The sequence below is a fragment of the Nocardia sp. NBC_01730 genome (genome assembly GCF_035920445.1).
GTDB lineage: Bacteria > Actinomycetota > Actinomycetes > Mycobacteriales > Mycobacteriaceae > Nocardia.
The window spans coordinates 6,658,239-6,671,373 of the sequence record NZ_CP109162.1 but is presented as its reverse complement, the minus strand read 5'-3'; the positions used below and the strand labels follow the sequence as shown (position 1 = coordinate 6,671,373).

The 13,135-nt window shown below is 68.4% G+C and carries 12 protein-coding genes; 7 read left to right on the top strand and 5 right to left on the bottom strand.

Annotated features, from left to right (window positions below; translation table 11 throughout):
• Positions 1–4 precede the first annotated feature (4 nt).
• Positions 5–1,192: a DUF3027 domain-containing protein gene (locus OHB12_RS36460; RefSeq protein ID WP_442799869.1), complete on the bottom strand. Its 1,188-nt coding sequence runs from the start codon at positions 1,190–1,192 to the stop codon at positions 5–7.
• A gap of 17 nt (positions 1,193–1,209) precedes the next feature.
• Between OHB12_RS36460 and OHB12_RS28180 the strand changes: the two genes are divergently transcribed.
• From OHB12_RS28180 to OHB12_RS28170, 3 genes are all read left to right on the top strand, one after another.
• Positions 1,210–1,983: a glutaminyl-peptide cyclotransferase gene (locus OHB12_RS28180; protein ID WP_327112289.1), complete on the top strand. Its 774-nt coding sequence runs from the start codon at positions 1,210–1,212 to the stop codon at positions 1,981–1,983.
• Between the two features lie 94 nt (positions 1,984–2,077).
• Complete coding sequence (locus OHB12_RS28175) at positions 2,078–4,000, top strand: MFS transporter (protein WP_327112287.1); 1,923 nt, start codon at positions 2,078–2,080, stop codon at positions 3,998–4,000.
• Positions 3,997–4,578 (top strand): DUF2771 domain-containing protein, encoded by a 582-nt coding sequence (locus OHB12_RS28170; RefSeq protein ID WP_327112285.1) that lies wholly within the window; start codon positions 3,997–3,999, stop codon positions 4,576–4,578. The genes OHB12_RS28175 and OHB12_RS28170 overlap by 4 nt, the downstream gene beginning before the upstream one ends.
• Positions 4,579–5,455: 877 nt before the next feature.
• Here the strand turns inward: OHB12_RS28170 and OHB12_RS28165 are convergent.
• Complete coding sequence (locus tag OHB12_RS28165) at positions 5,456–5,875, bottom strand: cold-shock protein (protein WP_327121562.1); 420 nt, start codon at positions 5,873–5,875, stop codon at positions 5,456–5,458.
• Positions 5,876–6,074: 199 nt separating this feature from the next.
• Between OHB12_RS28165 and OHB12_RS28160 the strand changes: the two genes are divergently transcribed.
• Positions 6,075–6,317, top strand: coding sequence for a hypothetical protein (locus OHB12_RS28160; protein WP_327112283.1), 243 nt, complete (start codon positions 6,075–6,077; stop codon positions 6,315–6,317).
• 407 nt (positions 6,318–6,724) lie between these two features.
• The gene (locus OHB12_RS28155; RefSeq protein ID WP_327112281.1) at positions 6,725–7,354 is read left to right on the top strand and encodes a resuscitation-promoting factor Rpf1 domain-containing protein; all 630 of its coding nucleotides are present in this window, start codon (positions 6,725–6,727) and stop codon (positions 7,352–7,354) included.
• An 83-nt stretch (positions 7,355–7,437) separates the two neighbouring features.
• Here OHB12_RS28155 and OHB12_RS28150 read toward each other — a convergent pair whose 3' ends face one another.
• Complete coding sequence (locus tag OHB12_RS28150; RefSeq protein WP_327112279.1) at positions 7,438–7,626, bottom strand: hypothetical protein; 189 nt, start codon at positions 7,624–7,626, stop codon at positions 7,438–7,440.
• 236 nt (positions 7,627–7,862) lie between these two features.
• Between OHB12_RS28150 and OHB12_RS28145 the strand changes: the two genes are divergently transcribed.
• A complete protein-coding gene (locus OHB12_RS28145; RefSeq protein WP_327112277.1) occupies positions 7,863–10,160 on the top strand; it encodes a helicase-associated domain-containing protein in 2,298 nt (765 codons plus the stop codon).
• Here OHB12_RS28145 and OHB12_RS28140 read toward each other — a convergent pair whose 3' ends face one another.
• A complete protein-coding gene (locus tag OHB12_RS28140) occupies positions 10,161–10,691 on the bottom strand; it encodes an LppU/SCO3897 family protein (RefSeq protein ID WP_327112275.1) in 531 nt (176 codons plus the stop codon).
• Between the two features lie 201 nt (positions 10,692–10,892).
• Here OHB12_RS28140 and OHB12_RS28135 point away from each other — a divergent pair, with 201 nt between their 5' ends.
• Positions 10,893–11,714 (top strand): hypothetical protein, encoded by an 822-nt coding sequence (locus tag OHB12_RS28135; protein ID WP_327112273.1) that lies wholly within the window; start codon positions 10,893–10,895, stop codon positions 11,712–11,714.
• A 10-nt stretch (positions 11,715–11,724) separates the two neighbouring features.
• Here OHB12_RS28135 and OHB12_RS28130 read toward each other — a convergent pair whose 3' ends face one another.
• On the bottom strand, positions 11,725–13,131 hold the full coding sequence (locus tag OHB12_RS28130) for a M1 family metallopeptidase (RefSeq protein WP_327112271.1): 1,407 nt from the start codon (positions 13,129–13,131) through the stop codon (positions 11,725–11,727).
• Positions 13,132–13,135 lie beyond the last annotated feature (4 nt).

Below are 13,135 nucleotides of genomic sequence, written 5' to 3'. Positions count from 1 at the left end.
TCGGTCAGCTCCGCGGCGATGACTGGGACTCCGGCCGCTCTTGGGAGTCCGACTCGTCACCGGTGTCCTGCTCGGTGCCCGAATCGGCCTGCGCACCAACCCCTTCCGACCCGGCCACGCCCTGCTCTCGAGCAGGCTCGGCGGCCACAGCCTCGGTAGCCGCCAGCGTCGGCGCGGTGACGGGCTCGGCGGCGTCCTTTTCTCCCGCGGGTGCGCTGGCATCGACGATCCGGGGCTCGGACACGGGTTCCGCCTCGGACACCCCGGACGTCTCCGCAGCGGCACTATCCGGCCCTGCCGCAGCCACCTCGCCGGCATCGACGGCGGAAGCATCGCCAACCCCCGCGTCGGCATGCTCGAAACCTTCGCCCGCGGACATCGGCGCGGCGGCTGTCGAAGGCGCGGCGGGAGAATTCTCCTCGGTGGCGCCGGGCTGGGCCCGCTCCGACTCGATCGAGACCATCTCGACGGCGGAGTCGTCATACGCCTCGTAGAGCGGGGAGCCGCCGCCGGTGGGGAGCACCGTGTCGGAATGGGCACCGCAGCCATACGCGACGTGCACGACGCGACCGTCGGCGCCCATGGCGTTACCGCAGACGCCGAACGTGGCGCGCAGCGACCCGGCCAGCGGCAGGTAGAAACCGCAGAGTCCGCAAGTGGACGGTGCGGACTTGGCCATCTCGGAATCGGGCCCGTGTTCGGTGTACCAGCGCTCGGCGGCCTCTGCGCGACCTTCCCGGCTCATCACCTTGGTACGACCGAGACCGACCTCGTAGGCGACCTCGTCGACGACCGGATCTCCGGTAGCGACGTAGCCGGGCACCAAGCGCGGATCGTCGGCGGGCGGCGCCAGCAGATCTCCTGGCGCGAGGTCACCGGGCCGGATCCGCTGCTCCCACGGCACGAAGTCGGGCGCGACCAGGGCATCGGGCCCTGGCAGCAACGCCGACTCACTGACCGTCGCGTAGTCCGCCTCCGGCGGGGCCGCCACCACGACCGCCCACTGCCATCCGCGGTAACCGGGCAAGGTGGCCTCGAACCGGTGGGTCGCCGCGTTCTCGTCCTCGGCGGTCACGCCGAGATGCGCGCCGACGGCTGCTGGTTCCAACTCCAGGAGCGCACGACGGGCCAGGTCAACGGCATCAGCCAGGATCGGCCGCACGCCGGACTCCGAAACAGAAACTGCGCTCACGGTCTACATTTTGCCGTATGGAGCGCAATAGGGGTTCGTTGGCCATCGGTGCCCTGGTCGGCTTGCTCATTGTGAGCGGATGCGGCGACGCCGGGGACACGACACTCAGGATGAATATCGAGGTGGTGGGCACCAGGCCGCACGACCCGAAGGCGTTCACCCAGGGTCTGGAAATCGATGGCGACATCCTCTACGAAGGCACCGGCCGGCCGGGCGCGTCGAGCGTACGCACGTCCAACCTTCCGACCGGCGACGAGCTGGCCAGGGCGCAGCTGCCCGCCCCCTACTTCGGCGAGGGCATCGCCTTGGCCGCCGGCACGCTGTGGCAGCTCACCTGGCGGGACCACGTCGCCATCGCGAGAGACCCCGGCACCCTGACCGAGCGCCGCAGGGTGTCCTACGACGGCGAAGGCTGGGGTCTGTGCGCCAGGACCGGGCGATTGGTGATGAGCGACGGCACCGACCGGCTGACCTTCCGTGATCCGGTCACCTTCGCATCGACCGGCTCGGTGCGGCTGACCAGCCATCACAACGCCCGCCTCAACGAACTCGAGTGCGCGGCGGACGGTTCGGTCTACGCCAATGACTGGCCCACCGACACCATTGTGCGCATCGACCCGGAGTCCGGCCGCGTGCTCGCGACCATCGACGCCGCCGGTCTGCTCCCCACGAACGCTCGGGCGAACACCGACGCGCTCAACGGCATCGCCCAGCTGCCCGGCACCGACCGGTTCCTGGTCACGGGCAAGAACTGGCCGACCATGTTCGAAGTCCGCTTCACTCCGGCTTGAGCGCAACCGGCTGGCAGCGACGACGGTCACCTTCCGTCGACATCCACGGAGCGTGGGTGAACGCCCAGCACGGAAGTACGACAGAATTGACGGCGTGACTACTCCCCGCGAACCTTCCGGTCCCGACCGTGATCGGTGGGAAGGCGAGGAGCACCCGCCGATCGAACGGCATCCCGGCTTCGACCGATATCCGCCACCCAACGCGCCGCGCCGCCGCGGGCCACTTCCACCGCTCGGACCGGACTCCGGCAACACCCCGCCCGGGTACGACGACCGGCGGCTGGACGCGCAGACCCGGCGTCACGAAACACCGCCCGGTTCCGAGTACCCGGAGACCCGGCGCCTGCCGAGCGGCCGACGCGACACCGAGCACGGTCCGACGCCGCGCCGCGTGTTTCCGGGCCGCTCGAAACCGTCGCAGCACGCCGAATCGGACTACTCCGAACCCGCTGGTCAGCACCCGAGCGAGCCGGAACCGCGCGAAACCCCGACTCCGCCCGGCACCCAGCGTGCCCCGAGCAAGCTGACGGTTACCCGCGTTGCCGCTATGCGCGGTAGACAGCTGACCGAGAAGGGGATCGCGACCTTCCAGCGCGCGGCCAAGGCGGATGGCGCGGACGAGTCGGGCCTCACCGCGCTCACCTACGCGACCATGGCGAACTTCGCCCTCGACGCCGCCATCGCGGTGGCCCTGGCCAACACCCTGTTCTTCGCCAGTGCCACCGCTGAGAGCAAGACGAAAGTCGCGCTGTACCTGCTGATCACGATCGCACCGTTCGCGGTGATCGCTCCGCTGGTCGGCCCAATGCTCGACCGCCTGCAGCGCGGCCGACGACTGGCGCTGGCGACGTCGTTCGCCCTGCGGGCGGTCGTCGCGGTCATACTGATCCTCGAGTTCGACACCTGGGCGCTGTATCCGCTCGCACTGTGCATGATGATCGGCAGCAAATCGTTCTCGGTGTTGAAGAGCGCGGTGACGCCGCGCGTCCTGCCGCCCGATATCGATCTGGTCCGCACCAACTCTCGGCTGACGGTGTTCGGTCTGGTCGGCGGCACCATCGGCGCGGGGGCGGTGGCCGCGCTCGCGGCGAGCATCGCCGGTTCCAACGGGGCGCTGGTCTTCGCGATGCTGATCGCCTGCGCGGGAACCTATCTGAGCCTGCGCATCCCGTCCTGGGTCGAGGTCACCGAGGGCGAGGTCCCGGCGACGCTGAGCTATCACGGCCCTGACGAGCACACCCAGGTGCTGGCGTCCGCCAAGGAATCGGCGGTGCCGCCGCGCAAGCGCAGGCAGCCGCTCGGCCGCTCGGTAGTGACCGGCCTATGGGGCAACAGCGCCATCCGCGTACTGACCGGATTCCTCACCTTCTACGTCGCATTCGTCGCCAAGGCGACCGAGCATCGGCCGGTGCAGCAGGCCGCCATGCTCGGCGTGGTCGGCGCGGCAGCGGCTGTCGGCAACTTCACAGGCAACGCGACCGGTGCCCGGATCAAACTCGGCAAGCCGTCGCTGATCGTGCTCGGCTGCACCGCGGCTTGCGCATTGGTCGCGCTGTTCGCGACGTTCGCGAACAACCTGCTCGGCGCGGCACTGGCCACGTTGGTCGCGGCCGGAACGAGCGCACTGGCCAAGGTGTCGCTGGACGCCGCGATCCAGGACGACCTTCCGCCGGAGTCGATCGCGTCCGGCTTCGGCCGCTCCGAGACGGTTTTGCAGCTCAGTTGGGTGGTCGGCGGCGCGGCGGGCGTGCTGCTGCCGACCGATTATTGGAAGGGGTTCGCGGTCGTCACCGCGATACTCGTGATCGGCCTCGTACAGACCTTCGTCAGCTTCCGAGGACACTCGCTGCTGCCCGGACTCGGCGGTAACCGTCCGCAGCACGCGGGGCAGGAGGTCCCGACGGCCCGGCAGGCGGGTCACTCCACGAGCACATACCGCGAGCACGGCCCGAGCGGGCCGCGCCGCGGCGGCGACACCGCACGGATCCGACGAGGGCAAGGAGACCCCACCTGGTGAGCAAGCTCAATGCACGCACAATCGTCGCGCTGGTCGCGGCCGCCCTGCTCGTGCTCACCGTCGCCTTCGTCGGCGTTCTGGTGGTCCTGGTTCGCAGTGCCGACAAACCCGACGTCACGATCACCGCCTACGCGCATGGCAAGACGGTCACCGTCCGGCCGTTCAGCTATTGCACCGTGACCATGGAGGACTGCCGCATCCTGCCCGCGGGCAGTGCGGAAGGCACGGTGTTCGCCACCCTGCCCTGCGACCGGCAAACCCCGGATTGCCACCGCGGCCGGACGGTAGAACTCGAGGTCCCCGCCGGTTACCCGTTACAGCTGTCGCTGCCGAAGAGGATCGCCGACGCACCCTGGCTCGCCCAGCTCGTCTACGTCCTGCCCACCGGCGAGAAGGTGGATCGGGTGATCAGCCGCAACGACTACCGCGACGGCGCCCTAGCGCTCACCATCGATTCCAAGCCGGAGCCCGACCTACGCCTGATCGGCGTCGAACTCCAGCTGCCGATCCTCGCCCGCGACGAAACCGGCAAGGAGTTCTACGTCCCGCACGCCGCTTGGTCGATCAGCTGTGTTTGATTGGCCGCGGCTGTGTTTGATTGGCCGCGGCTGTGTTTGATTGGCCGCGGCTGTGTTTGATTGGCCGCGGCTGTGTTTGATTGGCCGCGGCTGTGTTTGATTGGCCGCGGCTGTGTTTGATTGGCCGCGGCTGTGTTTGATTGGCCGCGGCTGTGTTTGATTGGCCGCGGCTGTGTTTGATTGGCCGCGGCTGTGTTTGATTGGCCGCGGCTGTGTTTGATTGGCCGCGGCTGTGTTTGATTGGCCGCGGCTGTGTTTGATTGGCCGCGGCTGTGTTTGATTGGCCGCGGCTGTGTTTGATTGGCCGCGGCTGTGTTTGATTGGCCGCGCCTGCGGCGCGGCGTGTTCGCGGCCCCCTCTTGGCTCGCGTCCGAGCGGGCGAGACTCGCGACTGCGTCGCATGCGCTTCGCCCGCTCGGACACGAGCCGGGCCGCGAACGGCGCTCGTAAGACTCGCACCCGACGGGGCGGGAGAGCGCGCATCGGGCGATTGACGAGTGGACCGTAACCCCGACTCATCGAAGTCACCGCGCATCCCCGCGACAGGTGAATCTTGCACCCGCACACAACCTTACGGACCATTCACCCACCCGTTTCGACTCCGATGTCGGCACCGCTCGCCGCCACGTCGTGACATAGGGGGCCACGAATATTCAACGCCGCAGGGGTTTCAACGGGTACCGCGTTTCCCACCCCAGCGCAACCACACTGGCCCACCCCCACTTCCGAGCGAAGCGAGACCGAGCATTCCCCGTTCGCGGCCCGGCTCGCGTTTGCGCGGCCGCCGCGTCCGCGACGAAGTCGCCAGCGGCGGTCGCGCAAACGCGAGCCAAGAGAGGGCCGCGAACACGCCGCGCCGCAGGTGCGGCAAGGAAACTCAGTGATCGAGTTCGCGTGCGACCGCCCGGACGACCTCCGAGATGCGTTGCGCGGTCTTGCGATCCGGGTACTTGCCCTTGCGCAGATCGGGCTGCACCGTCGCCTCGAGCAGGGTGATCATGTCCTCGACCATCCCGTGCAGCTCGTCCGGAGTGTGCCTGCGGGCAGCGGGTTCCTTGCGCGTGTTGCGTTCCTGGCCCTGCCGGACCGAGGGCGGCGCCTCGAGCAGCTTCAGGCTCAGCGCCTGGGGGCCGCGGCGACCGGCGGCCATGCCGAACTCGACCCGCTGCCCGGGCTTGAGGCCCTCGACGCCCTGCGGCAGCGCGGACGAGCGGACATAGACGTCCTCACCCTCGTCCTGGGAAAGGAAGCCGAAGCCCTTTTCGACGTCGTACCACTTAACCCTGCCGGTCGGCACTGCGCTCACCCGTTCATCATCGAAAGCTCGAACCCCATCGGCCCGAGCACATCCGTCTACCGGACCTGTCCTGCGGCGGCGCCGCGACCGGTCCCGATCTCTGTGCGAAAAGAACGCGCCCAGCAGGATTGCGGGACGCGGTTGTTTGGAGTCTACCCCGGTGCGAATAACGCAAGCACATCAGTTTTACGGTCGAGCGGTGACGAACCCCTCCGCTCCGACCCCTTCCGGCGGCGTACCGCGCAGGTCCGGGGATTGGTTGCTCCGACTCGCACTCTGTCTGTTCGCGCTGGGATTGCTGGCGATCATGGCCATCTTTCTGACGCCGGTGCTCACCGACGGTGAGCCGGGTCTGTGGCTCTACTTCGGGGCGCTGCTCGCGCCACTGGGGTTCGTGGTCGCGCTCCTGTTCGCGCTGCGTTCCGGTCGGAGATCACGCTGAACCGGAGGCTTTACCTCCGTTGGCTCACGAGCCGATTACCCCAGGCGATCGTTGCCCACGCGAGAATGTGATCCTCGTCACATTACGAGAAGGTCACAAAGCGGTGACAGAGCCTTATCGGCGCGACCGCGGGCTCCCTAGCTGCACAGAAGCCGTGCCACCCCGATCGATATCGTGCCGAGACCCGTTCGTACACGCCGGTTACCAAATGGTGATTTTTCGCGGCGATCGACGTACGGTCTTATCCAGCCGGGACAACCGGCTACAACCGGCCCGCCGCACCGAACCTCGCCCCGCGGGTACCGGACCCCGACGGAAATGTAGGGGCGAGGGCGGAACGGACGACCTCTCAGTCCGAACCCGGAGCCGAAGCCTCGCAGGTGCGTCGAGAGGAAGACGAACCCGATATGAGTGGACGCCATCGCAAGCCAAGCTCGACCGGCCGCACGGTAGCCAAGGTTGCCGTCACCGGGGCCATGATCGGCACCGCCGGTGTGGCACTCGCAGGCAACGCCAGCGCGGCACCCGACTCCGACTGGGATCGACTCGCTCAGTGCGAGGCCGGCGGCAACTGGGGCATCAACACGGGCAACGGTTTCCAGGGCGGGCTGCAGTTCTCGCCCGGCACCTGGCGTGCCCACGGTGGCCAGGAATACGCCACCACCGCCAACCAGGCCAGCCGCGAACAGCAGATCGCCGTCGCCGAAAAGGTGCTCGCCTCACAGGGCTGGGGCGCTTGGCCCTCCTGCTCGTCCTCGCTGGGCCTGAGCAGCGCACCCACCCAGCGCAGCGCTCCCGCCACCACCGAGACCCCGCGCTGGAACCCCGCGCCACAGGTCACCCAGGCTGCGCCGGAGGTCAGCTCGCAGCAGGTCTACTCGGCCGTCGACCGTGCCCTCGAGGTCGTGCAGGGCCAGGGCGTGCAGGTCCCCAAGGAAGCCCTCGACTTCGTCAACGCCGCCAAGGCGAGCGGAGTCATGCTCGACCCTGCGATCGTGAACTTCTACGAGGCGAACAAGGGTCTGATCCCTTCCTGATCGTTACACCAACGAAGAAGGGCCCCGCATCAACGAGGATGCGGGGCCCTTCTTCTTTTCCGAGGAATCACCCCTACGCGCGGTCAGCGGTTGATCACCGTGTTCGGGTGCATGTAGGGCAGCTGATCAGCAGGCACCGGAAATTCGGTGTCCTCGCCGTACGGCGAGAGACCACCGGAGCGGGCCGACGAGAGCTCGGTGACCGCATGGTCGCCGTCGTCGACCTTCGGCCAGCCGTTGTCCACATAGGGTTTCTTCGATTTGTTCACCACGGCCCCATGCTAACCCGCCTCTCCACGTTTCTTGCCGGTCGTGGGTGCGTGACGAGCATCGTCGCGGGCTGACTGTTGGCCGTCAGCTGGGTTTTGTGCGAGCCGGGCGAGCTGTCCATGTTCTTGCCAAAGAAGGTCCTTGCCAAAGAAGGTCCTTGCCAAAGAAGGTCCTTGCCAAAGAAGTCGTTCCGTGACGGATCCGATCACCCGGCCCCCAGCATCGTAGGGTGGATGAGATGACCGCGACCGACTCCCTTGCCGGATGGCTCGGCGCCCGCAGTGATGCCCAGCTCGTGATGCTGCTGCAACTCCGGCCCGACCTAGCTGTGCCGCTGCCTTCCTCGATGGCGGTGCTCGCCGCTCGCGCCGAACAGCGCGCGTCGGTGCTGCGCGCCACCGAGGACCTGGACACGCTCGAATTCGCCATCCTGGAAATCCTCGCGATGCATGGCGTGACGCACACCGACCAGGACCACTCACCGCTGCGCCGCGACGAGCTGCACGTGCAGCTGAGCGAACGGGTGGCGTCGACCGCGATCGACGACGCGCTGGAGCACCTGACCGCCCGCGCCCTCATCTGGACCGACGACGACGAGCTGCACCTGATCCCGGCGGCGGCCGAGGCGCTGCCGTGGCCGATCGGCAGCGCGACCGAACTCCCCGACGCGCTCACCGAGCCCGAGGTGGTCGCCGCCCTTCCCGAGCTGGCACCCACCGAACGCGCCTTGCTGGACAAGCTGGCCACGACGGGCCCGCGCGGACGCACCAGGGACGCTGCGCCGGACACCCCGTCCGACCGCCCCATCCCGCGTCTGCTGGCGCGCAGGCTGCTGCACTGGATCGACGACGAGACCGTCGAGCTTCCCGTCACGGTCGGCCAGGTGCTGCGCCGTGAACCCGTCACCCACCCGCATGCGCTGACCCCGCCGGAGCCGCGCTCGACCAAGTACACGCCCGCCGAGATGAACGCGGTCGCGGCAGGAGAAGTAGGCGAGCTACTGCGACACTGCGCCGCCGTGCTCGACGTTCTCGGCCAGGCCCCCGCCCCTGCTCTGCGGGCGGGCGGTCTCGGCGTACGGGAGCTGCGCCGCATCGCCAAGCAGATCGGCGTCGAGGAGCCGAGGGCCGGTTTGCTGGTCGAACTGCTGGCGGCGGCGAAACTTCTCGAAAAGGGTTTGCCGGAGCCACCACCGGAATTCGATTCGACCGACGACTTCTGGGCGCCCAGCCCTGGTGTCGATGCCTGGCTGGCAGCGCCGCCCGCACGTCGCTGGGCCGCGCTCGCGCTTGCCTGGCTCGACTTGGACCGGATGCCGTGGATGATCGGCATGCGTGATGCCAATGACAAACCATTGGCGGCCCTTTCGCTGGAGCTGCGCACCCCGCACGCACCACGCGACCGGCGGGCGATCCTCGGCTTGCTCGCGGAGTGCTCGTCGGGCACCGCGCTCGACCCGACCGACATCGGCCGGGTACTTGCCTGGCGGCAGCCACGCCGGCGCAGGCACTTCCGGCCGGAGGTAGTCGAGCAGACGCTGGCCGAGGCGGCCGCGCTCGGCTTCGTCGGCCGAGGCGCGCTCGGCTCACCGGCGCGGGCGCTGCTGCACGGCGCGGCGACCAGTGCGGCCGACGCCGAGGCCGAGATGGAGGCGGCGCTGCCGGAGCCGGTGGACCACGTGCTGGTCCAAGCGGATCTGACAGTGATCGCGCCCGGCCCGCTGACCATGGACCTGCGGCATCGGATCGCCCTCGTCGCCGACGTCGAATCCGCTGGTGCGGCGACGGTGTACCGGCTCAGCGAGTCCTCGGTGCGCCGCGCCCTCGATGTCGGACTGACCGCGGCCGAACTGCACGGCTTGTTCGCGAAGCATTCCAGGACACCGATCCCGCAGGCGCTGACCTACCTGATCGACGATGTGGCCAGACGGCACGGTCAGCTGCGGGCGGGCATGGCCCAGTCCTTCATCCGGAGCGACGACCCCGCGCTACTCGCCCAGGTCCTGTCCGCGCCCGTGGCGAGCGCACTGGCGCTGCGGGCCATCGCCCCGACCGTCGCCATCGCCCATACGCCGCTCGGCGAACTGCTGGAACAGTTGCGAGCCGCAGGCTTCGCGCCCGCGGGTGAGGATTCGACGGGCGCGATCGTCGACCTTCGCCCCCGCGGCGCCCGGATCTCGGCGCGGCCTGGCGCCAGGCAGCCATATCGACCGACACCGCCTAGCGTCGAACAGCTGGAGTCGCTCGTCACGGAACTGCGCGCCGGCGAACGCGCCGCCAGCGCCCGCGCAGGCCAAGCGGTGCGCCCGGACGGCACCCGTACCAATACCGCCGCGACCCTCGCCCTGCTTCAGCTGGCGGCGCGGGTGCGGCGGTCGGTGAACATCGGCTACGTAGACGCCCAGGGGGTCGCCACGCAGCGGGTGGTGGAACCGTTGAAAGTGGGCAATGGGCAGCTGGACGCGCTGGACCCGGTGACCGGCGCGGTCCGGCACTTCACGCTGCACCGGATCGCGTCGGTTGCCCTGCTGGAGTGATCAGGCCTTCGGCTTGCCCGTGCAGAAGGTGACCTTGGGGTCCGCCTCGATGAGGCGGAAGCCGTCGGCATCCGCACCGCACAGCAGTTCGTCGGCCTGACCATCGATCCGCTTCAGAACGCGGAAGGTCGCTTCTGACGAACCGCACTCCACCTGCTTATATCCGGTCGTGGTGCTCTCGTTGTAGCAGCTGCCTTCCTTGAAGTTCGGTGCGAGGCACAGGAACGCGGTGGTACCGCCGCTGAGCGTCTCTTCGTAGGAGGTGTAGTCGGCAGCGCACTCGGTCTTCTTGTCGAAGGACTGCGCGACCTTGTACACGGCCTTGTCCGATGAGCAGTCGACCGGCTCGGTCTTGGAATCGACAGCCGAGCTCTCGATGACGTTGATGCAGTCGCCGACCTTCGCCTTGGCCGTGTCCGACTTGCTCGAGTTCTCGATCAACGAACAGCCGGCCACCGTGACCACCACCGCGGCGACCGCGACGAGGGCTAACACAATCCGTGCCAGCAGCCTCGTTCCTGGAAACTTCACCTGAAAACCTCTCTCACCGAACATGTTCACGGACTCGTGAACGCGGTGAGGATACCCGCAGGACCATGGCGACCGCATCAGCTCGGCGGGTGGCTCCGGCCTGTTTGCCACACGCGCAGGCCGTAGAGCCCATGAGATGGACCATCGTCCGATCCGCGGGTTCCGTCGCTCCGGATGACCGAGTCGTTACGCTTGGTCGATATGACGGTCGATGACGTCGCAGGCGAGCTGTACGGGGTGGCGCCCGCGGAGTTCGTCGCGGCGCGCACCGCCCGGGTCGAAGCGGCCAAGCGGGCGGGCGACAAGGAGCTCGCGGCCGCCGTCGGCAAGCTGCGCAAGCCCACCCTGTCCGCGTGGACGGCGAACCTGCTGGCTCGCGAGGCGCCCGACGACGTGGATGCGCTGCTGCGACTCGGCGCGGCACTGGCCGCGGCGCAGCGAGAACTGTCCGCCGACCAGCTGCGCAACCTGACTATGCGGCGGCAGCAATTGGTCAATGCGCTGGCCAAGAAGGCGGGCGCACTGGCCGCCGAGCACGGCCACCCAGTCGGCGATGGCGTGGTGCGCGAGGTCGGGCAGACCTTGACGGCGGCGCTGGCCGAGCCGCAGGTGGCAGAGCGGGTGCGCGCCGGAACGCTGGCCACGGCGGCGACCTACGACGGCTTCGGGCCGAGCGGACCGAATCTGGTCACCGTGCCCGAATCCACCAAGCGGGTCGCTCCGAAGCCGGAGGCCGAGGACACCGCGCGCGAGGAGCTGGAGGAGGCGCTGGATGCGCTCGAATCTGCCCGCGCGGCAAGGGATTCAGCACAATCCGAGGTCGGCGAAGCGCATAAGCGGCTGTCCGGCATCGAATCCCGGATCGCCGCGTTGAAAGACGAACTGACACACGCCGAAGAGCAGCGGCAGTTCAGCAGGACGGTCGAGCGGTCGGCGAAGGACCAGCTGCACAGTGCCCAGCGCCACCTGGATCGGACCGAACGCCGGGCGGAACGGGCTCGTCAGCGCCTCGACGGCGAATAGCCTGCGCGGCTCAGCTGCGGAGGGTTCCCGGGAACAGGTATGCCTCCGGAGGTGGTTCGGTGCTGTTCAACCACGCGTCGAAAAAGCCTGTCAGGTCCGTCGACGCCCTGGACTGTACGAACGCGCGGAACTCCGGCATCGATGCGTTGCCGTACGCGTGCGCCGCGAGGAAGTCACGGACGACCGCGAAGAACACCTCGTCGCCGATCTGCTTGCGCAGGGCGTGCAGGAACAGCGGGCCGCGGTAGTAGACGGAGGTGAATTCTTTTCCCGCGCCGGGATTTTCCAGCGGAATGTCCCAGAACTTGGGTTTGTCGCGGTACTTCTGGACGGTCTCGCGGTAGTCGTCGTCGACGTTCTTGCCCTCCATCCGCTCCGGCCACAGGTAGTCGGCGGTGTAGCTGGCAAAGCACTCGTTGAGGCAGATGTCCGACCAGTGGCGCACCGACACCGCATCGCCCCACCACTGGTGCGTGATCTCGTGCACCACGGTTTGCAGATCGGTCCACGGCGCGTAGATCGGACGGGTCTGGGTCTCCAACGAGAACTGGATGTCGGCGTCCAGGTAGATGCCGCCCGCCGCCTCGAACGGGTACGGGCCGTACAGGGTTTCGGCGAAGTCGAGGATCTCCGGCAGGCGCTGCTCGGTCTCCCGCTTACCTTCCGCGTCCGACGCGAACGCGCTGACCAGCGGGGTGCCATCGGGCCGGCGCTGTTCGAGGTAGCTGAACTTGTCGATCGCGACCGTGGTCAGGTAGCCGAGCACCGGTTTGGTCGTTGCCCACCCGACGGTCCGCTTGTCGCCCCGCACGATGTCATCGGTCCGCACACCGTTGGACACCACCTCCCATTCCGCGGGGACGGTAGTATGCAGCGCGAAGGTGGCCTTGTCCAGCGGGGTGTCGTTGAGCGGGTACCAGGTTGTCGCCGAGTGGGGTTCACCGGCGACGAAAGCGCCTCCGCTCGGGGCGAAAGTCCAGCCCGCGCCCTCGGTGTTCACCGCGGGACCCGCGTAGTCGACGGTGACGGTGAACGGCAGGCCGGGCAGCAGCGGGAGCAGCGGCGTCACGGTCAGTTCGTGTGCGCCGTCACGGACGAACGCGGCGGGCAGATGGTTCACCGACACCGTGCGCACGTCCGGCCCCGCGAAGTCCAGGTTGAACGTGCGCAGGGCCTGGGTGGCGATCGCCTCGATCCGGGTGATCCCGGCGAGTTGGTGGCTCGGCGGGTCGTAGTCGATGCTGACGTCATAGTGGCCGACGTCGTAACCGCCGTTTCCGTCCAGCGGGTAGTACGGGTCGCCGACGCCGGGGGCGCCGACCAGCGGGTCGGCGGGCGGATCGGCGCTCGCGGGCACCGACAGCGCCGCGACGGCCACACCCGCGACCACGGCGCACATCCGGCCGGACAACCTCATTCGA

Bases quoted from the DNA above. Each gene is read 5' to 3' on its own strand.
- OHB12_RS28180 (WP_327112289.1), top strand. From the start codon at position 1,210: ATGGAGCGCAATAGGGGTTCGTTGGCCATCGGTGCCCTGGTCGGCTTG.
- OHB12_RS28155 (WP_327112281.1), top strand. From the start codon at position 6,725: ATGAGTGGACGCCATCGCAAGCCAAGCTCGACCGGCCGCACGGTAGCC.
- OHB12_RS28145 (WP_327112277.1), top strand. From the start codon at position 7,863: ATGACCGCGACCGACTCCCTTGCCGGATGGCTCGGCGCCCGCAGTGAT.
- OHB12_RS28135 (WP_327112273.1), top strand. From the start codon at position 10,893: ATGACGGTCGATGACGTCGCAGGCGAGCTGTACGGGGTGGCGCCCGCG.
- OHB12_RS28130 (WP_327112271.1), bottom strand. From the start codon at position 13,131: ATGAGGTTGTCCGGCCGGATGTGCGCCGTGGTCGCGGGTGTGGCCGTC.